Genomic DNA, 21,341 nt, shown 5'->3' on the forward strand with positions numbered 1-21,341 from the left:
TTTCCGAAACGCTCCCGTTGGTCGCGTCTCGCTTCGCTCCCGAACCGCTCGTCGAAAAAGCTGGACCAAAAAGACGCTCGCTCCCACAGGTCGCTCGCGGGACTACCGCTCGCTCAACCACACCAGCAATCCCTTTTGGGCGTGGAGCCGATTTTCAGCTTGATCCCAGACGATCGCGTTGTCGCTCTCGATGACCTCGTCGGTGACCTCCTCGCCGCGGTGGGCCGGCAAGCAGTGCATCAGCGTGCGGTCGCCGAGCAGGTCCGTCGTGACCTGAAAGTCCTCGAAGGATTCCAGCTTCTCCTCGCGCTCGTCTTCCTCGCCCATGCTGACAAAAACGTCCGTATAGACCACGTCGGCGTCCTCGACAGCGGCTTCCGGATCGTGTGTCGTCTCGGGAGCGGTCCCCAACTCGGCCGCCCGATCCAACACCTCGGCGTCGATGCCGTACCCTTGAGGTGTCGCCGCCGTCAGATCGAGGTCGACCATCGCCGCGCCGAGGACGAACGATTGGGCAACGTTGTTGCCGTCGCCGACCCAGGCGACACTTACGTCCTCGAATCCACCGAAGTGTTCGCGGATGGTCAGCAGATCCGCCAGCGTCTGGCAGGGATGGGCGTCGTCAGTGAGCCCATTGATGACGGGAACAGTCGCGTATTCGGCCAGTTCCTCGGCGTCAGCGTGATCGAACAACCGCGCCATGATCGCGTCGGCGTACCGTGAGACTGCCCGGGCGGTGTCCTTGATCGGCTCGCTGTCTCCCAGGTGGATGTCGTCCGGTCCGAGGAATATAGCGTGGCCGCCGAGTTGAGTCATCCCGGTCTCGAAGGAGACCCGCGTCCGGGTCGAGGGCTTCTCGAAGATCATCGCGAGCGTCTCGTCTTCGAGTTGCCTGTCTTGCTCCTCGCCGGCCTTGATCGCGGCCGCGCGGTCGAGCACGGTCGTCAATTCCTCGGCCGAGAGGTCGTCGACGTCGAGTACGTTGCGTGTCATGGTTCCTCTAGGAGGGTCCGCGTCACGTCGTCCAGTACCGCGACCGAGCGATCGTACTCGGGCAACGGCAGGTGTTCGTCGGGGGCGTGATCCAGATCCGAGTCGCCGGGACCGTAGGTCACCATCTCTGCATCCCAGGCGTCGGCGTAGATGTTCATGTCGCTGGTCCCGGTCTTGCGCAGGAGGCGTGGATCGCCGTCGCGTTTCCGGATCGCCGCGCGAAAGGCCCGGGCGACTTCCGTCCGGGGACTCATCATCACCGGCTCGACCCAGTCGTCCCAGTTGACGGTCCCGTTCGCCAGGTGACCGTCGGCCATCTCGCGGATCTCGTCGGTCGCGTACTCCGGTGGGACGCGCAACTGAACGCGCATCGTCGTCTCGACGGAAAGTCCATCATCACTGATCCCGCCGTCGATATCCACCGGCTTGCAGGTCACGCGCTCGAAGACCGGGTGCCACTCGTCTTTGGCAAACTCCGACTCGACGCGGTTCCACCAGTCGATGGCGTCCTGGATCGCGTTGTTGTCCGGCCGACTGGAGTGGCCCGATTCGCTCGTGGCGACGTAGGTGCCACCGAGCAGGCCGCGATACCCGAGCGTGATCCCGTCCCAGCCGGAGGGTTCGCCGTTGATGACAACATCCGGCTCGCTGTCGCGGTCCTCGACCAGATAGCGACCGCCAGTCGAGTCCACTTCCTCACCGACGACGCCGACGAAACTCGCACCTGTCCGGACCGCAACGGCGGCCATCGCCGCCAGGGGCCCCTTGGCGTCGACGCTTCCCCGGCCCCATAGCACTTCCTCGCCGTCGTCGTTCTCGTCCAGTCTGACGGGGATGTCGCCCGGCACAGTGTCGATGTGAGACGTGAGGAGGACCCCGTCGTCGGCGGGCGCGCGAACGTTGCCAACGTCGTCGATCCAGACCTCGCGGTCGTGTGTCTCGAAGAAGGCTGCCAGCGCCTGGGCGGCATCGTCCACGTCGCCCGATACCGACGGGATCTCGACAAGGTCGATCAGCAATTTGCGAGCCGTTTCTGTCGAGACTTCTTCCGTCGGAGTGTCAGTGGCGGCGCTCATCAGTCGATCGCCTCCGCGAGCGCGTCGACGACCGCGTCAGCCTGCTCCTCGTCGACGATCAGCGGCGGGAGTAGTCGTACCACAGTTCGACCGGCCGGCAGCGCCAGCACCTGGTGGTTCAGCGCGAGGTCCTTGAGCACGCGGTTGGCCCCCCGCTTGATCTCGACGCCGATCATGAGTCCTTCGCCACGGACCTCGCGGGTATTGTCGCCGAGTTTCTCGCGGAGCTGCCCACGAAGGTACTCTCCGACGTCGGCGGCGTGGTTCGGAACGTCTTCCTCGACGAGCGTCGAGACCGTCGCCTCGGCGGCCGCGGAAACGACCGGCCCGCCGGAGAACGTCGAGGCGTGGGAGCCGTAGTCCTCGGCGATCCAGTCCCGACAGAGTGTCGCACCCATCGGGAAGCCGTTGGCGAGTCCCTTCGCCGTCGTGAGCATGTCCGGCACGATGCCAGCTTTCTCGCACGCCCACAGCGTCCCGGTCCGTCCCATCCCGGTCTGGACCTCGTCGAAGATCAACGCCGCACCGGCATCGTCGGTGATCTCGCGGGCCGCTTCGAGGTACTCGGTCGAGGCGGGGTGGATGCCGCCTTCGCCCTGGATCGGTTCCATGATGACCGCCGCCGTCTCGTCGTCGACAGCCTCGGCGAGCGCCTCGCTGTCGTCGTAGGGAACGAACTCCACGTCCCCGATCAGCGGCTCGTAGGGTTTCTTGTACTTGTCCTTCCAGGTCGTCGCCAGCGCGCCCATGGTCCGGCCGTGAAAGCCCTGCATCGTGGCGACGATCTTCGACTCGCCCGTCGCCGACCGGGCGAACTTCAGCGCCGCCTCGTTGGCCTCCGTCCCCGAATTGCACAGCCAGACGTTGTCGATGTCGCCCGGCGCGACGGTCGCGAGCGTGTCGTACAGTCGCGTCCGGGTTTCGACGGGATAGGACGCCTGAACGTAGGTCAGGTCGTCGATCTGTTCTTTCGCGGCCGTATCGACGGCCTCGTGGCTGTGCCCCAGCGGGACACAGGCGTAACTCGCGCCCATGTCCAGATACTCTCTGCCTGCGTCGTCGTAGACGACGGCGCCGTCACCGTCTTCGATCTGTATCGGCTTCTCGGAAAATACGAATCCGCTCATGACTCGACCTCCGTTTCTATGGCTGTCTCATGGACGTGTGTCCCACTGCCTTCGAGGGCAGAATTGATCGGTTCCTCGGCGTTCGCGTCCGCGACGACGACCTCGGGGGCCCCGCCCTCCAGAGCCTCCTCGGCGGCCATGATCTTTCGCTCCATGAACCCCTCGGCCGCCGCTTCGAGCGCTTCCCAGTCCTCGCTCGTTTCGACGGACTCGATCAACGTTTCCGGATCGTCGGGATCCGCGTAGACGCCTTCGACATCCGTCAGCAGGACCAGCGTCGCCGAAAGCGCTCCCGCGATCGTCGCCGCCGAGCGGTCTGCGTCGGTGTTGACCGGAATCCACTCCGCTCGCGGTTCCTCACCGTCACCGCTCGCATTCTCCGGGGCGCTTCGTTCCTCGCGCCCCGCCATCGGTGGCCCTGCGACCGGTGTGTATCCATCGTCTAACAACGTATACAGCAGGTCGTCGTTGACTTCCTTGATGGACCCCGAGTGATCGCCGCGCTTGATCTTCCGCTTGCCGTCCTCAACGATGCGTACGGCGGATTTCCGTGGCCCGGCCAGGAGTTTCCCGTCGACGCCGTTCAGGCCGACCGCGTCGACACCCTGGCTCTGGAGTCCCGCGACGAGTTGCGTGTTGAGGTGGCCAAAGACCATCTCGAAGACTTCCATGGTCGCTTCGTCGGTGAACCGCCCGACGACGCCCGACGGCGTTTCGACGTACTGGGGGTCGATCCCCATGCGTTCGAGGGTGTCGTCGACGGCCGTCGAGCCGCCATGGACGACGACGACGTCTTCCCCATCTTCAACTAGCGACGCCACGTCCGCCAGTGCGCCTTCGGGATCGACTGCGCGAGCGCCGCCGACTTTGACGACTACCGTCATCCGAGACACACCTCCATCATGGTGATCCCACCGGGTGCATTCCCGCGAAGTCCAGCCCGGCCGTTTCTTCGAGGCCGAGCGCGATGTTGGCGGCGTGGACCGCCTGACCGGCCGAGCCTTTCATCATGTTGTCGATGGCCGAGAAGACGACCAGGCGTTTGTTTCCGGGGTCGAGTTCGAACCCGACTTCGGCGTAATTCGAGCCAGCGACAGCTTTCGGTTCGGGGTACCGATAGACGCCACCGCCGCCAGCGACCATGCGGACGAACGGCTCCTCTTCGTACGAGCCGCGGTAGGCCCCCCAGAGGTCGCCCTTCGAGACAGGTTCTTCGGGGAAGACGTGGATCGTCGCGCTCGCGCCGCGGATCATTTCCACCGCGTGGACGGTAAAGGAGACGCTCGTCCCGAGGAACTGCTCGATCTCGGCTTCGTGGCGGTGGCCCGTCGGCGCATAGGGGCGGACGACACCCGAGCGCTCGGGATGGCTTGAGGCCTCGCCGCCCCCTGCGCCACCTTCCGAGGACCCGACTTTCACGTCGACGACGATCTGTTCGTCGCCGGTGAGCACGTCGTTCTCGAACAGCGGCAGCAGGCCGAGGATCGTCGCCGTGGCGTTACAGCCGCCGGAGGCGATCAGGTCCGCGCCGGCCAGGTTCTCGCGGTTGAGTTCCGGGAGCGCGTACTCGGCGTCGGCCAGCAATTCGGGGCGACTGTGGCCGTCGTACCACTCGTCGTACTGCGCTTCCGAGTCGAGGCGGAAGTCCGCCGAGAGATCGACCACGGTGTCGGCGGCGTCCTGGAACGCGTCGATGTGCTCCATCGAGACGCCGTGGGGCGTCGCCGCGAACAGCATTTCCACCGACTCCAGGTCCTCGGGCGAACTGAACCGCAGGTCCAGCTCGCGGAGGTTCGGGTGGACGTGCCCGATCGTCTTGTTCTCTTTCGAGCGGCTCGTCGCCTGCGCGATCTCGAAGTCGGGGTGGCCGGCGAGCAACCGCAGGAGTTCGCCGCCGGTGAAGCCGCTCGCACCGACGACCGAGGCAGTGAGTGACGCCTCTCCCTCGCTCGCGGCCATCACTCGCTCACCTCCGCTTTCGTCTCCAGCCAGTCGACGACCTGGCCGGGCACGTCCGTCTCGACGGCGTCGTTCAGCGCCTTAAACTCGACGGTGTGATTGACTTCGTGGACGGTGTATCCCGTCGGATTCCCATCTTCGTCTGCTCCCGTCTCCATCAAGTCGATTCCCAACAATCCGCCGCCGACGGCCTCGCTCGCCTCGGCGACCAACTCTCCGGCGCGGTCGTCGAGTTCGAAGGCGTCGGTCTCGGCACCCTTCGCGGCGTTGGTCAGCCAGTGGTCCGAGGAGCGGACCATCGCCGCGATCGGTTCGCCGTCGGTCGCCAGCACGCGAATGTCCCGGCCGGGCTTTGCGACGAACTCCTGGACGTAGAAGACCTTGTGCTCGTAGTGGCCCAGGGTGGCCTTGTGTTCGAGGATCGCCTCGGCAGCGTCGCGGGTGTCGATCTTTGCCATCAGGCGGCCCCACGAGCCGATGACGGGCTTGAGCACGCAGGGATAGCCGAAGTCCTCGATGATCTCCAGGGCCGTGTCCTTGGTGAAGGCGACTTCCGTCTTCGGGGTCGGAACGCCGGCTTTCTGCAGTTCGAGGCTGTTGGTCACCTTGTCGGCACAGGTCTCGGCCGTCTCGTGACTGTTGACGACGGGGATGTCGTAGGCGTCCAGAAACTCCGTCGCGTAGAGACTCCGGCTCGTCGCCAGACAGCGATCGAGGACCACGTCGACGCCCTCGAAATCCGCCGGGGGCGAATCGAGGCCGAAGCGTTGCTTGCGTACGTCGATCTTTGTGACCTCGTGGTCGCGCTCGCGCAACTCCGAGAGGAGCAGCTTCTCGTCCTGGCGGATCCGCGAGTACAGCAATCCGACGTTCATTTCGTCTCACCGCCGGAGCCTGCGGTCGTCGGGGCTGTCGGTGTTGCTCCGCCGGCGGTCGGCGGGTGACGCGATACCGTACTCGGTGTCCTGGACATGGCGTGGATCGCTGTGGTGGTCGTCTCAGACATACGTCTGTACCTCCGCCTGGAGCGTATCGCTGGCCTCCTCAAGCATCGCCCGGCGATCGGCCAGCGCATCGCTGTCGGCCGCGTGTTCGTCCCGGGCAGCCACAAGCTGGTCGGCGACCGCGTCGGGCGCAGGGCCGCCGGCCGAGTCACGACTGGCGACACTCTCGGCGGGATCGATCGCTGCCTCGACCGTTTCGCGGTCGACGAACTCAGTCAATGATTTATCGAGTACTTTCCGCGTGGCGGCGTCAAGCGTCTGGAAGTCCGTCTCGCCGGCCGCTTGTGCCGCGCTCGCGACGACTTCGTGGGCCGTCCGGAACGGGACGCCCGCCATCGCCAGCGCGTCGGCGACGCCCGTCGCCGTCGAGAACCCCTCGCCTGCCGCATCCGCCAGCGCGTCGTCGTTCCAGTCGGCCGTGGCTATTGCACCGGCCGCGACCTCCGTCGCCTCGCTGACGCCGTCGATCGCCCGCCAGGCGTGCCCGCCGGCCCGCTGGAGGTCACGGTTGTACGCCCGCGGGAGTCCCTTCAGCGTCGTCAGCAGGCCGTTGAGGCCCGCCGCAGCGTCGCCCGCACGTGCCCGGACAAGTTCCAGCGTGTCGGGATTCTTTTTTTGTGGCATGATCGAGGAGGTCGAGGCGTAGGCGTCGTCAACCTCCACGTATCCCGACTTCGCGTAGATCACGACGTCCTCGGCAAGTCCCGAGAGGGTCGTCGCCAGGGACGCCAGGGCAGCGGTCGACTCCACGAGGAAGTCCCGTGCCGAGACGGCGTCCATCGCGTTGGCCATCGTGCCATCGAAGCCCAGCAACTCGGCTGTCCGCTCGCGGTCGATGTCGAAGGGCGTGCCTGCGAATGCGGCCGCACCGAGCGGCGACTGGTTCGTGCGGTCGTAGGCCTCGAACAGGCGAGCGGTCTCGCGGGCCAGCGCGCGCTCGTAGGACAGCGCCCAGTGAGCGACGGTCGTCGGCTGGGCCGGCTGGAGGTGCGTAAAGCCCGGCATGACTGTCTCGCGCTCGGCTTCGGCGGTCTCGATCAGTGCGCCCCGCGCTTCGAGTGTCGCCTCGATCGCGTCGAGGAGGTCCTCACGTAGGCGGTAGCGGATGCAGGTCGCCACCTCGTCGTTGCGCGAGCGGGCGGTGTGCATCCGACCGCCGTCGGGGCCGACGCGGTCGATTACGGCCGTCTCGATGGCCTCGTGGACATCCTCGCCGTCCGGCAGTTCGTCGTGTCCAGCGTCTTCGATCTCGTCGAGGGCGGCCAGGATCTTGCCGGCTGTGTGCGCATCGACGATTCCCTGTTCGGCGAGCATGACGACGTGGGCGCGATCGACCGCCAGATCCGCGGCGAAGATGCGCCGATCAGCCCCTAGCGACGAGAGGAACCCCCGGGCGGGGCCGCCGCTGAAGCGCTCCCGGCGGACGACGCTCCCGTCGCCAGCATCGCCGTCGTCGTTTGTACTGCCGTCCGTGGGTTCCTCGGGCATGGCTTACTCCTCGCCGTCGTCGGTCAGGGACTCGGTAACTCCCTTGGCCAGGCGCGACTGGAACCCGTGGTACTTGGCGACGCCCGTCGCATCGTCCTGCGTGATCCCGCCGGTGACGGCCTCCTCGTTGAACGAGGCTGCCGACTCACTGTACACCGAGTAGTCGGATTCACGCGAGACGGCCCGACAGTGGCCGCCTTCGAGTTTGACCGTCACCGTCCCGGTGACGCGGGACTGTGTTTCGTCGATAAATCCTTCGAGATCCTTCACGAGGGGTGCGTCGATCAGTCCCTCGTAGGCCTTCTCGGACCAGCGCTGGTCGATGGTGGTCTTGAACTGGCGCTCCTCGGCGGTGAGGACGAGTCCCTCTAAGGCCTCGTGGGCCGTCAGCAGGACCGTCGCGGCGGGGTGCTCGTAGTTCTCACGCACTTTGAGGCCGAGCATCCGGTCTTCCATCATGTCCGTCCGGCCGATCCCGTGTGCGCCGGCACGTTCGTTGAGCGCCTCGATGAGTTCGACCGATCCCATTTTTTCGCCGTCGACCGCGACCGCGGTGCCGTCCTCGAAGCTGATCTCGACGAGTTCGGCCGGCTTGCCGGAGGGATTGTCCGTCCAGAGGTAGATATCGTCCTCTGGGATCGTCGCGGGGTCTTCGAGTTCCGACCCCTCGATCGAGCGACTCCAGAGGTTCGTGTCGATGGAGTAGCGACCGCCGGCCCCGCCCTCGACGGGCAGGCCCTTCTGCTCGGCATACTCGTTCTCCCACTCGCGGGTGAGTCCGAGTTCGCGGATCGGCGCGATGACCTCCATGTCGGTGTCTCGCCAGACGGCCTCGAAGCGCAACTGGTCGTTGCCTTTCCCGGTGCAGCCGTGAGCGAGGGCGCTACAGCCCTGCTCTCTGGCGACCTCGGCGATCCCTTCGGCGATAACCGGCCGTGCGAGTGCGGTTCCCAGCGGGTAGCCCTGGTAGTCGGCGTTGGCCTTCACTGCGTCGAGACAGAGGTCGGCAAACTCCTCCGTCGCGTCGACGACGTAGTGATCGAGACCGAGGGCCTCGGCGGTCTCCTCGGCCTCGTCGAACTCGTAGTCGGGTTGGCCGACGTCGACCGTGACGCCGATGACGTCGTCGTAGCCGTATTCTTCCTTGAGCAGCGGTACGCAGACTGTGGTGTCGAGCCCGCCGGAGAAGGCGAGCGCGACCGTTCCGTTTCCGTCCTGTTGTGACATGGGTACTGTGAGCTGTCGGGTGAACGATGACCGCCCCGAAACCCGACGGTGGGCGGCGATGAAAGCGATGCGAAACCGGTCTGGATGTGGATATATTCGGGCCTAACGGCCCGGTCGTCGTCGGAGAAGGGAGACGGACCCGCCGGTCCCGAACACGCTCGCGCCGGACCGGTGGATCGGCGTCATGTACCCCGGAATATCCGGCAAGCGGTACTAATATCTTCCGGGTTTCTGTTGAAAGCTTCAATTCAGATTGAAGAGCGGAATCGAACAATCTGGCGAGTGGTCAGCAGTTTCGAGGCGGAGCCTCCGGCCTCAAGAAGCGAGGACTTCCGACGACAGTCGGAAGGACGACGTGAGTAGGCCGGAGAGGACAGCGAGGCGCTACGCGCCTCGGGCCGTGCGAGCGGGCGGAGCCCGCGCGCAGAAGCCGACAACCCCGAAACATACCACGGACTGTTGCCGCCCTTTCTCCCCAACGCTGATAAACTACCAGCCATACATCTGACGTATGGAGGTGCGGCGTACTGTCCCGGTGAAACTCGACGTGGACAGCGACGACGCCGCACTTCTCCGCGAGACAGTCGATGAGTTTCTATGGGCTGCCAACTACGTCGTTGACCACGCTTGGCAAGGCAACTACAAGACCACAAGCAAGGTCCAGTTGCAGGAGGAAACCTACGACGACGTGCGCGACCGGACCCGGTTACACGCGAATCTCGTCCAGAACGCCCGCAACAAGGCCGCCGACGCCGTACAGGGCGTCGTTGCTCGTTGGAAGCAAGGTGAGTATGCTGGCAAACCACACTTCTCGAAGCCGACCGTTGTCTACGACAAGCGGTGTGCGACCTTCCACGACGACCATGTTTCCCTCGCCACGATAGACGGACGCATCGAAGCCCAGTACGTCCTACCAGACGGCGGCCGCGACACACCTCACAGTCGGTATCTCGACAACGACGACTACGGGGTGACGGGGGCAGAACTCCACAACAAGGACGGCGAGTGGTTCCTTCATCTCCGCACAAAGGCGGAGGTGGAGTCGGACACGCCGGAGCAGGCAACGACCGAGCACAGCACAGTCCTCGGCGTTCACAAGAGCGAAGCTCTTGTGCAGCCCATCAGAAATCGAAGATTTCTGAGGACGTTGACCTCGGTGTGAACCAACTCGCGGTCACGTCAACGGGCACGTTCTGGAGCGGGAACGAGTTCGACCACTGGCGACGGGAGTACGAGAAACGCCGAGCCTCACTCCAACGGTGTGGCTCACGTCACGCTCACGAGAACATCCAAGCGGTCGGTCGCAAGGAGACGGGTCGGTTCAAGATGATGCTCCACCGGATTGCGAACGGCATCATTGAGGAAGCCGTCGAGAACGGTTGTACGGTCATCGCCTTCGAGGAGTTGACCGGCATCCGCGACCGCCTATCCGGTGCCTCGTGGGGGCACAAGTGGGCGTTCGAGCGGTTGTACGAGTACGTCGAATACAAGGCCGAACTCCACGGTATCGACGTGGAGCAGGTGGACCCAGAGAATACATCACGCCGTTGTTCACACTGTGGGTTCACGCACCCAGACAACCGCGACGGCGAGGACTTCGAGTGTCTGAAATGCGGCTACGAGAACCACGCCGACTACAACGCCGCCAAGAACATCGGCTTGCGGTATCTCCGCCGTAACCAAACTGGGGACGGCGGAGGCGCACCCGTAGGCGTGTGCTTGAATCGCGGGACGTTGAACGCGAACGGAGAGTATGAACCTCCTGCCGAAGATTTCGGCCAGAGCGGGAGTCCACGCGAAAGCCCCAGTGGAGGCTCACAGCCTCCACGTCGTCAGACCTCGTCTGACGGAACCCTCAACGAAGCGAACGGCGATAGCGCGGAACGAAGTTCCGCGGACCATTCGAGCGGGCCTGCGGCCCGCGAGAAGAAGCCGTGAGCGAGTAGGGTGGGGTAGTTTACAAGACGTTCGACTCATGATCGAAAAGCAATCATCTTCAAGTGTAGTTGTCTCGACTGGCTGACATTTTTAAGCGACTTTCTTCGACCCTGTTGGCCGATAATATCAATTGTCGGAAATGTCTTCGAGTAATCCACACTGCCACCGTTTGTTTCCTCAATCAGAAAATGCATGATAGAAGGTAGTAGACGCACCAAATATGACAAATAGGAACCCGACATAAAACAATACCGAGTGTTGGAACACCCATGCAATAAAGAGTCCTAGAATGGAGAGCTGGACGCCGACAACCGTTTCATCATTTACCGCCATTGTTGAACTAATTTGGAGTAATACCGTTATAATCTGATTATTCAAGTGGTTTTTTCGTAGCTTCGTGCTTCCAAGCAGTCGATGCTCCAGACGGAAGATCGACCCGAAGTGCACCAAGAGCGATGCTGACATCGATGCCGCCGAGCGGGAGCAATGCATAGGTGTGCTCGTATGAGAATTGCACAGGGATATTGTCGTTTCCGCTATCCACTCTTGTTAGTTCAGTTCTCATTGTGACGGTTTTCTCCGCGGGACCGCCCACTTCATGGTGGACTTTGGCTGTCGGCCCATAGTTCGGATTGTATTCATTATGCTCCGCGTGAATAGGGTTATACTCCCCTTCGTCGAAATACCTGACCCCCTCCTCACTGGGTTCGAGAGCGCTCCATTCTGAACTGTCAAAGACGATGCCACACGCGTCAGCCACGTTGTTCGGAGTCCCGTTTGAATATGGAGGATCACCTTCGTCATGGAAAGCTATACTCCCATAAGCCGACCAAACGTCATCATGTTCTTTGTAGAGGTAGATCGCAATATCGGTAGTCGATTCCGAATGAAACCACTGTGGACTGATTTCCTCATCTGAAGCACTGACTTTCTTCTCCCCGTCTGGTCCAATGACTTGCTTGTCATATCCGTGTGGGACGTCATTCGTTTCAAGCAGATCACTTGCTTCTTCGAATTCGCCTTGCAGGATCATATCCTCGACATCACTTGTGATCCCGACGTCCTCTGTTCCGTTTGTGTCTGAGTCTGTATCGGCGACGCTCGAAATTGACAAGGATGAGATTCCGGTTACTCCCAGTACGCTAGCGCCCGTACTTTTCAGGAATGATCGTCGATTTGAACGCATTGACGACTCTCGTTGGTTTTCGCGGATTAGTCTGTTTGGATTGGCTTTTTCATCTGCCATTCTTGAATCAACAATGAGAAAACCATTTTGGAATATATTAAATCTTTTCATTTGTTCTACCTTTTAGTTGTAGTGTGAATTTAAGTCATACACATCAGTATATTTCGAGAAAATGACCTACATCCCCAAATCCCCTCTGATAAATCAAAAATCAACCTTGACACGGTGGATGCGATCGGGCAAAATTGCGCCGGTGGCTCCTGAAATACTTTATTGAGTCTGTTTCCACTCTATATTTGATATACTTCCACAATGCCTATGCTGTTCGCCTGTGGACTTTCATACATGAACCTCGACGTCGAAGACCTCCTGAAGATCGTCCTCGTGTTGGTTCTGGTCTGGATCGTCCTCGAGATCGTCTCGGAGATCATGGGCCTGTTCGCGTGGCTGCTCGGGCCGTTCCGCCCGCTGCTCGGGTTGATCATCGTCGTCCTGATCGTGTTGTGGCTTCTGGATCGGATCTAATGGGCATCATTCGGACGTCGTTCTGGACTGGAGGCGATCGGCGCGCTTATTCTGCTCGACCACTCCCATGGAGACGTGTACAGTCTGAACGTCCCGGTCCCCTCCTCGGTGGCTCGCTTAGCGAGCGACCTGGCTGGGGACGTGCCACGGGCCAGGGAACGATCCCGCGGCGAGCACACACTCGTCCTCAAACGGATCGAGGGAGAGCGATCCGTGCCACGGGTTCGCGCCCGGGTGCGTGAGCACCTCACGGGCCAGCCAGCCTTCGAGGCACGGGTGACCGGGATCGACTACTTCGCCGAGGCGACGAGCGGTCCCTCACCGGTCGTTTATCTCACCGTCGAGAGTCCGGAACTCCGCCGGCTGCACGGGCTACTCCTCGAGCTATTTTCGCCAGTCGAGGGGATGGAAGGTGACGAGTACACCCCTCACGTCACGATCGCACGGGGTGGCGACCGCGACGCGGCAGTCCGCTTGACTGAGCGCTCGATCGAGCCGATCACTTGGACGGTGACGCGACTCACCGTCCGTGACGCCAGACGCGGAGAACCTGCCAGTAGCGTCTCGCTGCCGGCCTGACACGTCGTCCGTCAGTTTCAGTCCTCGAAGCGGCGGTCTTCCCGACTCGCTTCCTGTTCGTCTTCCTGGGACAACGTCGTCGGCACGCCGTTACTCAGTGTCCGTCCGCCCGCCACGGTGTTACGGCCGCTCTCCTTTATGATGGAAAGCGCCGTCATGAGGTCCGAGCGGGTGATCAGTCCGACGAACTCGTCGTCTTCCATGACGATCAGTCGGCCGATGTTGTTCTCCTGCATCCGCGTCAGGGCCGTCATGGCGTTCTCGTCCGGGTGGATCGATTTCAGGTCCGTCGTCATCACTTCCTCTGTCCTGAACGCCTCGCGTTCGACCTCCCGGACCGCGCGGGCGTCCTCTAAGGTGACCAGCCCGAGGATCTGGTCGTTCTCGACGACGGGGAAGCCGGTGTGACGCTCGCGGAACATCAGCTCCATCAGTTCGGCGACCGACAGCTCGGGGTCGACCGACTGGACGCGATCGGCCGGCGTCATCACGTCCCTGACGGCCACACCCTCGAAGGCGGCTTTCATCGTCGTCATTTGGGCCTCGCCTGAGGCGCCGATGTAGATGAAAAAGGCGATGGCGACCAGGAAGAGTCCGCCACCGCCGAACAGACCGAACAGGCCCAACAGGAGGGCAAAGAGCTTGCCGACCTCCGCGGCGATCTGGGTCGCGCGAGCGTACGGACGATTCCTGGCCAGCAGGGCTCGGAGGACCCGTCCGCCGTCCATCGGGAACCCCGGCATCATGTTGAAGACCGCCAGCACAATGTTCATCAGCGCGAGGTACCCGAGCAGGAACTTCACGGAAGCAATCCCGACCGAATCGCCCGTCGGGACGAGCCAGAACCCGGCGTAGGAAAGCCCTGCGAGGGCGACGCTGACGAGCGGTCCCGCGAGCGCGATGAACAGCTCCTGTTTCCAGTCCTCCGGCATCTCGTCGAGCTGGGCGATCCCGCCGAACAGCCACAGCGTGATCGAGGAGATCGGGAAGCCAAAACGCATCGCCGTCAGGGAGTGGCCGAGTTCGTGGAGGACGACACAGACGAACAGCCCGACGGCCGCCGCGATCCCGAGCAGCCACGGGAGCTGTCCGCTGGACAGCGGTTCGACGGGGATGCCGGCCCCCCAGACCTCGTTCATCAACTCGACGGACTGCCCGACCTGTGCGCCGATGAGCCAGGCGAAAAGCGGGAGCACGAGCAGGAACGTCAGATCCAGTTGTATCGGGATCCCGAACGCGCTGCCGATCCGGAAACGTCGCATGGTGCGGTCTACTCGCGGGAGTCTCTTAAGAACCCGTGTCACAGACGGGACTGCCGACTGATCCGGGCTGGTACTGCCGGGCGGATCGAACCCGTCACCGACGCCGGGTCCGAGCGACTCAAGTACCGCCCTGCCCCACGTGGAGGTGTGTCCCAGCAGCTTTCGGCCGTCGACACGCTGTTCCTCCACGAGGACGGCGAGGACTTCCGGGTAGTCGTCCAGCAGGACGGACAGCGGGTTCTGGGCGGTCGGCTGGAGATCAAGGAGACCTCGGCCGGTCCCCGACCCGCACGCCTCCGGGTCCAGCGCGGTAGCCAGGAAGACCTCCGCAGCCCCGACCAGTTCGTCGAACTCGCCCGCCGGGCTGAACGGATCCGTGTCTCCGAACAGACCTCGCCGCGGGGACGACGCGTCGCCCGCGAGATGCTTGAGGCCTACCAGCTGGACGCCAAGGTCGTCCGGACCTGCCGGTACTGTGCCTCCTCGGGGGAGTACTCGCCGATCACGAGCGAGACCGCGATTGCGGCTGACGGCGAGGAGATATGTCCCGATTGTGCGATCGCCGAACTCGAACGCGAACTCGCTTATCACGGCGACGTGACCGGGACCGCCCGCGATCGACTGGAAGAACTTCTGCTGGAGGTCCAGGACCTCGAACGCATCACGAAGCTTCTCTCGGGCGAACTCGACCCGGAACTCACGAAGTTCGACGAGATCAGCGCCACCGTCGAGGACGTCGAGCTCGTCCCGACGGACTCTCTTTCTCTCCATCCGGGAATGCAACAAAAGCTCGAATCGCAGTTCGACGAACTCCTGCCGGTTCAGAGCCTCGCGGTCGAACACGGCGTCACAGCGGGCCAGGATCAACTGGTCGTCTCCGCGACTGCGACGGGCAAGACCCTGATCGGCGAGATGGCCGGGATCGATCGCGTGCTCAACGGGAAGGGAAAGATGCTCTTTCTCGTCCCGCTAGTGGCGCTTGCAAACCAGAAGTATCAGGACTTCCAGGCGGAGTACGGCGACATCGTGGACGTAAGTCTCCGGGTGGGATCGAGTCGTATCCGTGGCGAGGGCGGCGGCTTTGATCCCAGCGCCGACGTGATCGTCGGGACCTACGAGGGGATCGATCATGCGCTCCGGGTCGGTCACGACCTCGGCGAGATCGGGACGGTCGTCATCGACGAGGTCCACACGCTCGGGGAGGGCGAGCGGGGCCACCGCCTCGATGGCCTCATCTCCCGGCTGAAGTACTATTGTGAGGCGGATGGGCGGACAGCCGCGCGCGACGGTCGGGGGGATGACGCGACCTGGGATGGAACTGCCGCGAGCCCTGGCGACACGCAGTGGATCTACCTCTCGGCGACCGTCGGCAACCCTGGGTCGCTTGCCGAGTCCCTGGAGGCCCAACTCATCGAGTTCGAGGAGCGCCCGGTCCCGATCGAGCGCCACGTCACCTTCGCCGACGACTACGAGAAGGTCGACATCGAGAGCAAACTCGTCAGACGCGCGTTCGACTCGAAATCCTCGAAGGGGTATCGCGGCCAGACGATCATCTTCACCAACTCTAGGCGGCGCTGTCACGAGATCTCCCGCCGGCTGGAGTATTCTTCCGCGCCGTATCACGCCGGACTGGACAACAGCCGCCGCGGGAAAGTGGAGTCGATGTTCGCCGACCAGGAACTGGCCGCAGTCGTGACCACGGCGGCCCTGGCAGCGGGTGTCGACTTCCCGGCCTCCCAGGTCATCTTCGACTCCCTGGCGATGGGTATCGAGTGGCTCACTGTCCAGGAGTTCTCCCAGATGCTCGGACGGGCGGGCCGACCGGACTACCACGATAAGGGCACCGTCTATCTGCTGGTCGAACCCGACGGCGTCTATCACAACAGCCAGGAGATGACCGAGGACGAGGTCGCGTTCAAACTCCTCAAGGGGGAGATGGAACCGGTGACGAGTCTCTACGACGAGAGTGCGGCCGTCGAGGAGACGCTGGCGAACATCGTCGTCGCGGGCAGTGCTGCCAAGCGACTCAACGATCGGATGCTCGGGGATGTCCCGACCAAGCACGCCCTCGGGAAGTTACTGGAGTACGAGTTCATCGACGGGCTGGAACCGACCCCGATGGGTCGAGCCGTGACGCGGCACTTCCTCTCGCCCGACCGGGCGTTTCTGCTACTCGACGGGATCCGCAAGGGGATGGATCCCTTCGAAATCGTCGCCGAGACGGAACTCGCAGACGAGGAGCTATAGCTCCGAGCGTTTGACCAGCGCGTAGATCAACAGCGCCGAGAGGATGACGCTCAGGTAGGCCTCGCTGACCGCCAGTACGACGGCGGCCGGTCCCTTCGGGTCCATCACGCCGTACCCGATCGTCGTGTAGGAAATGTAGCTGAGGCGGGCGTTTTCGAAGAGGATCGTCAGTCCTTCCGGAGAGAACACCTGCCCGATGTTTGCCAGTGCGATCTGCTTGCCGTCGGCCGCCCCTGTCTGGAACAATGATCCACCGAAGACGTACGGAAAGACGTACAGGACCGGAGCAACCACGAACGCGAGCGCGATCCGGATCGGCCGCATTCCGTGGCCACACGTCGCACCGAGGAAGTAATTCTCGAAGGCACGACCGGCGTTTTTGACGCGAGTCGAGAGCCCAGCGGAGGCGTCTCGAATGACTTCGAGGTTCTTCCGGCGGCTGTATTGCTGGCGCTTGACCCGGAATTCGCCCGCGACTTTCATGTCACCGGCCTCGGCGGCCGCCTGTTTGGCCTTGAGGTACGTCGTCTCGACCGCCTCAGGTGTCATCTCCAGTTCGTAATCGGGCTCGGCTTCGGGTGGCTCATCGAAGGTGTGGAGGTCCCAACTGTTTCGATCGAGGTAATCCCGGTGGTCGCTGAAGTCGAATTCGAAGTCCGAGAACTCGTCGAACTCCGTCCGGCAGAACCGAAAGTAATCCAGCAGCTCCTGGGAATCGGACTGTTTCTCGACCGTGAGTTCGAGGTCGCCAACGCTGGCCAGGGTCATATCGTAGCGTACCCACCCGTCGGCGGGCTGGCCGATCCGGCCGCCCTTGATCGAGGCCCGGGAGAAGTCGACGAAGGCATCGCCATCGATCTGAGTGGCCTCGAAGTCGACGCGATCGCTGAAGGTACACCCGCTGAAATCAATTTTCCCGCCGAAGAAGGTCTCGGCAAAGTTCGCGGACGTAAACTCGGCGTCGTGGAAGTAGGCGTCAGTCCCGAAGTAGGCGTTGGCGAAGGTGGCGTCGTCCTCGAGGAAGTTGTCGTCGCCGGTGAATTCGGCGCCCCGGAAGGTACACCTCGCTTCGAAGCGGACGTTGCTGAAGCTGACGTCGCCGCCGAAATGGGCCTCGTCGAAGTCGGCCTCGTCCCGGAAGATAGCGCCCTCGAAGACAGCGTCGCCGTCGAAACGTGCGTTCTCGAAGTCGGCCCGGCCATCGATCTCGACGGTCTGCAACTGTGCGCCGCGGAACCGCGCCCACTGGAAGTTCGCTTCGCCGTGGAACTGGGCCCCGGCGAACGTCAGGTCGGCTTCGAGGGCGCGTTGACCGCCCGCGAACGCCGTGCCCCTGAAACTCGCGTCGGCCTGGAACTCGACGGAGGCGAAGTCGGTGTCCTCGCCAAAGCGCGCCTCGTCGAAGTTCGCGAGCGAGTCGAAGACGGCCCGGGTAAATTCCACGTCGCCAGTCAAGGCAGTCTCTTCGAAGACGGCCTCGCTCGCGAACCGAACATCTTCGAAGTGGACGCACCCGAACTCCGCCTGTGTGAAGTCGGCACGGCCACGAAACGTGGCACCGGTGAAGCTGGTGTTGTCGTCGAGTTGGTTCGAATCGCCGTGGAACTCGGTTCCCCGGAACGCGGCCCGGGCCTGGAAGGTTCCGTCGTCGAAGTCCACGTCGTTGTCCAGGACTGCATCATCGAACCGAACCGGTGCCTCGAACGTCACACCGTCGAAACACACGTTCCCGTCGAAGCGTGCCTCGAAGGCGTCGATTTCACCGGTGACTGTGAGGTTCGATGCCGACAACCGCCCGGTGAACCGCGCGTTCCTGAAGTCAAACCCGCCGACTGTCGCCCCATCGAGACGGATCGGGAGACCGATCGTCGCGAACGCCGCCGAGATCGGTCCTTCGATCGTTGCCTCCCGTAGATCGATCGGATGTTTGTCGACACCTTCCAGCCGTTGTCGGTCGAGATCGAGCGCTGGTAACGTAATACCACGCAGATCCTTCTGTTCGGCGTTGCCCCGACGTGCCACTACGAGAAACGCCTCACTGACCGTCTGTTCGTCGATTCCCCGGTCCCGACGCTCGGCCGGTGAAAGCCGGAGAATCTCCAATTCCCGGGTCAGGTCCGTCGACCTCGGGCCCCCGTGATCCCCGTCACTGAGTTTCTTCCCGTCAGACATATCCGCGCTGTAGGATGACTCTTAATATATAGGTTCGCACTCGCTGCTGTGTCAAACAGACCCATACTGATAAGCGGATCAAGCAGGGTGATCGAACGACCGACGCCGTCTCAATCGGTCGGGTGGCCCATCGGCTGACGTTCATTCGGCTCCCGGTCCGTTGGATCGGGGTTGGGAACGGGCTCGAAGCTCGTCCGCGTATAGAGCGCGAGGTCGAATTCCGGATAGGTGTGGTAGGTTTCGTAGCCCGTCGCCCCGATAGTCACCGTCGTCGCGGCGTCTTCCTCGAACCAGTAGGCGAGATCGAACGTCGCGTCGGCGGGGAACGTCGCCAGTGGACGCCGCTCGATTTTCGTTTCACAGCGTACGCGTTCCGTTTCATACTCGAGGCTGATAGCTGTCGAACTGTGGCCGTCACTGTCTTGCTGTGGGCCGTCTAGGGCGATCCGCTCACCTGCGTCACCCGACAACTGCTCACAGGAGACCAACTCGTGAAAGTCGTAGGCTGGAGCGCTGATGTAATGGGAACTCCCGATAACTCGGAACGTGAATGACGTCCCCAGCACGCGGGTCGTCAGCGAGTCGAACACCTGGAGGTCGATCGATGGCGGCTCGGTACTGTGGACGAATTGGAGGGTGGATCGAGTCATTTGTCGACGATGATGTCGTAGTTGGGATCGAAGACGCTGTTCGGCTCCACACCGCGGTAGCGGGTCAGCGGTTGCCACTCCCAGCCGTCGTATTCCTCGGCTGTCTCATCGAGAAATTCACTCCGCGATCGTGAGATGTCGGGCGTCGGCATCGCATCGTCCGAGAGCAGATAGAACTGCTCACCGCGCTCGCGCTCGCCGTCGTCATCGAAGTCCTCATAGACTGCGTATGGCAGGTGGCGGTCGAATCCCGCTGCTCTGAGGGTGTTCACGAGGGTCTTGTGATGCTGGCCGTAGAAATTCGAGGAATAAGTCCAGGTGACCGCAATACCACGATCAGTGAGATGCCGATTGAGGAGTCGATAGAACTCACTCGAGTACAGCCGCATGGAATCGTCGTTGCGTGCGCCTGGGACGTCGAGTATCACCAGATCGTAGCGCTCGTCGGTCTGTCGCAGGTACGTGAACGCGTCGCCAGTGGTGGTGTTCAGTCTCTCGTACCTGTAGGCTCCGTCGTTGAACTGCCGCAAGTACTTACGCTGGCGGGCCATCCGCATGAACTCCCCGTCGATGTCGACCTGGTCGACGCTGACGCCGTAGCGCCGCAGGTGTTTGACGGCCACGTAGTCGCCGCCGCCGACGAGCAACACATCAACCGACGAGGGATTCTCGAAGGCACTCATGGGCACGTCAACCAGCCCGCTGTGGTAGGAATCGACCCAGCTATCACACAGTTGGATCGCCCGATCGAGGCGGAGACAGATCTCTGCGTCCTCGTGGCCCGCAATCGTCCGCTGGTAGCGCGTCACGCGCTGGTAGGGCGTCCGGTCGAAGGACTCGACAGTGATGTCCGCGCGGCCGGGACGATAGTCGCTTTCGATTCGATCGCCGATGTACGCGCCAGTCACTGCACTGTCGACCGCGCCGGCGTTGGCGACCAGTCCCGCGTAGCCACCAGTCACCACCAATGCGACCAGCAGTATCGGCCGCCAGGCCCATCGATCATCGCCCGCCCCGGATCCGGATTGCTGGCCGCCGTCCGCACTGAACCCCCCGTGGTTCTCTCCGGTCGTCTCGGCGTGTGTTTCCCCGGCGTTTCCAACCCATGCCCGGCCCCACAGTGTCCAGCCAGCGAACGTCAGTGCTGCGAGTGCGTTTAGCAGGCCGAGTACGAGGACCGTCACGACCAGCCCGTAGGTCGGGAACAACAGGAGGGCATAGATCACGGTTCCCGCCAGACTCCCGAGGTAATCGACCCCCAGCACTTCCGAGAACGACTCCTGGTCGGCCTCGGATACGTCGAAGCCAACTCCCAGGAGTCGCCGGAGCACCGATCGGGGATAGAGTCGACCGAGCGCGGCAAAGACCGTCTGTTCGCGCTCCGCGAGGAGGGTATTCAACAGTGGAATCTCGAACCCTGAGAGCACTCCGACAACGAGGATCGGGATGTGGGCCGCCGCGAGTGTGAGCGTCGGCTTGGCCGCGAAGGTCACGTCCGGAAACGAGTTCAGGAGGATTATCACACCCGCACCGGCGGGTCCCGCAACCGCGAGATACACTTCGGTCCTGAGGAAGTTCTCGACCGGATCGTCCAGATGCGTCGAGAGTAACGCCCCGACGCCCATCGAGAACAGATACAGCCCGATCGTGATCGAATATCGAAGGACTGTCCCGCCGTAGAAGACTGTCAGCAGTTCCGAATAGACGAGCTCGTAGGCGATCGAACAGAACGCGACGACGAAGGTCAACCCCAGCGTGACGCGTCTGTCGGTCACTGCTTTCTGTATCATTCCGTTATTCCCCCGTTTCACTCACTGTCTCTCACGGTATTCGGCTAGCCTTTCTCCGCCGTTCTCCCGCCCGTCAGGGTGATCCCGAACGCAGTCGGCCAGATCGACCGGGATCGAG

General features: G+C 62.8%; 17 protein-coding genes and 1 pseudogene. 4 read left to right on the forward strand and 14 right to left on the reverse strand.

The annotated features are described in order from the left end of the window. Positions 1-102 precede the first annotated feature (102 nt). From argF to E3374_RS09925, 9 genes are read right to left on the reverse strand one after another with little or no spacing between them, the layout of a single operon-like run. Positions 103-993, reverse strand: a complete 891-nt coding sequence (argF, locus tag E3374_RS09890) for an ornithine carbamoyltransferase (protein ID WP_136688918.1) — start codon at positions 991-993, stop codon at positions 103-105. Next, positions 990-2,069, reverse strand: a complete 1,080-nt coding sequence (locus E3374_RS09895; RefSeq protein ID WP_136688919.1) for a [LysW]-lysine hydrolase — start codon at positions 2,067-2,069, stop codon at positions 990-992. The genes argF and E3374_RS09895 overlap by 4 nt, the downstream gene beginning before the upstream one ends. Then, complete coding sequence (locus tag E3374_RS09900; protein WP_136688920.1) at positions 2,069-3,196, reverse strand: aspartate aminotransferase family protein; 1,128 nt, start codon at positions 3,194-3,196, stop codon at positions 2,069-2,071. The genes E3374_RS09895 and E3374_RS09900 overlap by 1 nt, the downstream gene beginning before the upstream one ends. Further along, the gene (locus E3374_RS09905) at positions 3,193-4,080 is read right to left on the reverse strand and encodes an acetylglutamate/acetylaminoadipate kinase (RefSeq protein ID WP_136688921.1); all 888 of its coding nucleotides are present in this window, start codon (positions 4,078-4,080) and stop codon (positions 3,193-3,195) included. The genes E3374_RS09900 and E3374_RS09905 overlap by 4 nt, the downstream gene beginning before the upstream one ends. Before the next feature lie 16 nt (positions 4,081-4,096). Next, positions 4,097-5,155 (reverse strand): N-acetyl-gamma-glutamyl-phosphate reductase, encoded by a 1,059-nt coding sequence (gene argC, locus E3374_RS09910; protein ID WP_136688922.1) that lies wholly within the window; start codon positions 5,153-5,155, stop codon positions 4,097-4,099. After that, complete coding sequence (gene lysX / locus E3374_RS09915) at positions 5,155-6,030, reverse strand: lysine biosynthesis protein LysX (protein ID WP_136688923.1); 876 nt, start codon at positions 6,028-6,030, stop codon at positions 5,155-5,157. The genes argC and lysX overlap by 1 nt, the downstream gene beginning before the upstream one ends. Then, the gene (locus E3374_RS17865; RefSeq protein WP_282568464.1) at positions 6,027-6,161 is read right to left on the reverse strand and encodes a hypothetical protein; all 135 of its coding nucleotides are present in this window, start codon (positions 6,159-6,161) and stop codon (positions 6,027-6,029) included. Before E3374_RS17865 ends, lysX begins: the two co-directional genes overlap by 4 nt. Further along, entirely contained in the window at positions 6,154-7,647 is a 1,494-nt protein-coding gene (gene argH / locus E3374_RS09920) for an argininosuccinate lyase (RefSeq protein WP_136688924.1), read from the reverse strand. The genes E3374_RS17865 and argH overlap by 8 nt, the downstream gene beginning before the upstream one ends. A gap of 3 nt (positions 7,648-7,650) precedes the next feature. After that, complete coding sequence (locus E3374_RS09925) at positions 7,651-8,874, reverse strand: argininosuccinate synthase (RefSeq protein ID WP_136688925.1); 1,224 nt, start codon at positions 8,872-8,874, stop codon at positions 7,651-7,653. A gap of 511 nt (positions 8,875-9,385) precedes the next feature. Between E3374_RS09925 and E3374_RS09930 the strand changes: the two are divergent. Then, positions 9,386-10,812 (forward strand): annotated as a pseudogene (locus E3374_RS09930) (RNA-guided endonuclease InsQ/TnpB family protein). Positions 10,813-11,182: 370 nt separating this feature from the next. Here E3374_RS09930 and E3374_RS09935 read toward each other — a convergent pair. Continuing rightward, positions 11,183-12,058, reverse strand: a complete 876-nt coding sequence (locus E3374_RS09935) for a hypothetical protein (protein WP_136688926.1) — start codon at positions 12,056-12,058, stop codon at positions 11,183-11,185. A 285-nt stretch (positions 12,059-12,343) separates the two neighbouring features. Between E3374_RS09935 and E3374_RS09940 the strand changes: the two genes are divergently transcribed. Together E3374_RS09940 and E3374_RS09945 are read left to right on the forward strand one after the other, a co-directional pair. Continuing rightward, positions 12,344-12,523 carry a DUF7554 family protein gene (locus tag E3374_RS09940; protein WP_136688927.1) on the forward strand — a complete coding sequence of 60 codons (180 nt, stop codon included), beginning with the start codon at positions 12,344-12,346 and terminating at the stop codon, positions 12,521-12,523. Positions 12,524-12,598: 75 nt separating this feature from the next. Continuing rightward, positions 12,599-13,102, forward strand: coding sequence for a 2'-5' RNA ligase family protein (locus E3374_RS09945; protein ID WP_136688928.1), 504 nt, complete (start codon positions 12,599-12,601; stop codon positions 13,100-13,102). A gap of 17 nt (positions 13,103-13,119) precedes the next feature. On the opposite strand, the gene E3374_RS09950 is transcribed toward E3374_RS09945, so the two are convergent. Further along, on the reverse strand, positions 13,120-14,364 hold the full coding sequence (locus tag E3374_RS09950; RefSeq protein ID WP_136688929.1) for a CBS domain-containing protein: 1,245 nt from the start codon (positions 14,362-14,364) through the stop codon (positions 13,120-13,122). Between the two features lie 147 nt (positions 14,365-14,511). On the opposite strand from E3374_RS09950, the gene E3374_RS09955 reads away from it, so the two are divergent. After that, the gene (locus tag E3374_RS09955) at positions 14,512-16,611 is read left to right on the forward strand and encodes a DEAD/DEAH box helicase (protein ID WP_136688930.1); all 2,100 of its coding nucleotides are present in this window, start codon (positions 14,512-14,514) and stop codon (positions 16,609-16,611) included. Here E3374_RS09955 and E3374_RS09960 read toward each other — a convergent pair. The 3 genes from E3374_RS09960 to E3374_RS09970 all read right to left on the reverse strand — a co-directional run bounded on the left by E3374_RS09960 (position 16,606) and on the right by E3374_RS09970 (position 21,223). Then, a complete protein-coding gene (locus E3374_RS09960) occupies positions 16,606-18,783 on the reverse strand; it encodes a pentapeptide repeat-containing protein (RefSeq protein ID WP_136688931.1) in 2,178 nt (725 codons plus the stop codon). The two genes, E3374_RS09955 and E3374_RS09960, sit on opposite strands and share 6 nt — an antisense overlap. A gap of 110 nt (positions 18,784-18,893) precedes the next feature. Then, the gene (locus E3374_RS09965) at positions 18,894-19,433 is read right to left on the reverse strand and encodes a DUF2617 family protein (RefSeq protein WP_136688932.1); all 540 of its coding nucleotides are present in this window, start codon (positions 19,431-19,433) and stop codon (positions 18,894-18,896) included. After that, positions 19,430-21,223, reverse strand: coding sequence for a spermidine synthase (locus tag E3374_RS09970; RefSeq protein ID WP_136688933.1), 1,794 nt, complete (start codon positions 21,221-21,223; stop codon positions 19,430-19,432). The genes E3374_RS09965 and E3374_RS09970 overlap by 4 nt, the downstream gene beginning before the upstream one ends. Positions 21,224-21,341: the final 118 nt, after the last annotated feature.

Origin of the sequence: Halorhabdus amylolytica, assembly GCF_004944975.1 — an archaeon.
Taxonomy (GTDB): Archaea; Halobacteriota; Halobacteria; order Halobacteriales; family Haloarculaceae; genus Halorhabdus; species Halorhabdus amylolytica.

Excerpts from the sequence above, each read along its gene's own strand:
- E3374_RS09895 (WP_136688919.1), bottom strand. The coding sequence starts at position 2,069 with ATGAGCGCCGCCACTGACACTCCGACGGAAGAAGTCTCGACAGAAACG.
- E3374_RS09925 (WP_136688925.1), bottom strand. The coding sequence starts at position 8,874 with ATGTCACAACAGGACGGAAACGGAACGGTCGCGCTCGCCTTCTCCGGC.
- argC (WP_136688922.1), bottom strand. The coding sequence starts at position 5,155 with ATGGCCGCGAGCGAGGGAGAGGCGTCACTCACTGCCTCGGTCGTCGGT.
- E3374_RS09965 (WP_136688932.1), bottom strand. The coding sequence starts at position 19,433 with ATGACTCGATCCACCCTCCAATTCGTCCACAGTACCGAGCCGCCATCG.
- E3374_RS09905 (WP_136688921.1), bottom strand. The coding sequence starts at position 4,080 with ATGACGGTAGTCGTCAAAGTCGGCGGCGCTCGCGCAGTCGATCCCGAA.
- E3374_RS09970 (WP_136688933.1), bottom strand. The coding sequence starts at position 21,223 with ATGATACAGAAAGCAGTGACCGACAGACGCGTCACGCTGGGGTTGACC.
- E3374_RS09960 (WP_136688931.1), bottom strand. The coding sequence starts at position 18,783 with ATGTCTGACGGGAAGAAACTCAGTGACGGGGATCACGGGGGCCCGAGG.
- E3374_RS17865 (WP_282568464.1), bottom strand. The coding sequence starts at position 6,161 with ATGTCTGAGACGACCACCACAGCGATCCACGCCATGTCCAGGACACCG.
- argH (WP_136688924.1), bottom strand. The coding sequence starts at position 7,647 with ATGCCCGAGGAACCCACGGACGGCAGTACAAACGACGACGGCGATGCT.
- E3374_RS09900 (WP_136688920.1), bottom strand. The coding sequence starts at position 3,196 with ATGAGCGGATTCGTATTTTCCGAGAAGCCGATACAGATCGAAGACGGT.
- lysX (WP_136688923.1), bottom strand. The coding sequence starts at position 6,030 with ATGAACGTCGGATTGCTGTACTCGCGGATCCGCCAGGACGAGAAGCTG.
- E3374_RS09935 (WP_136688926.1), bottom strand. The coding sequence starts at position 12,058 with ATGGCAGATGAAAAAGCCAATCCAAACAGACTAATCCGCGAAAACCAA.
- argF (WP_136688918.1), bottom strand. The coding sequence starts at position 993 with ATGACACGCAACGTACTCGACGTCGACGACCTCTCGGCCGAGGAATTG.
- E3374_RS09950 (WP_136688929.1), bottom strand. The coding sequence starts at position 14,364 with ATGCGACGTTTCCGGATCGGCAGCGCGTTCGGGATCCCGATACAACTG.
- E3374_RS09940 (WP_136688927.1), top strand. The coding sequence starts at position 12,344 with ATGAACCTCGACGTCGAAGACCTCCTGAAGATCGTCCTCGTGTTGGTT.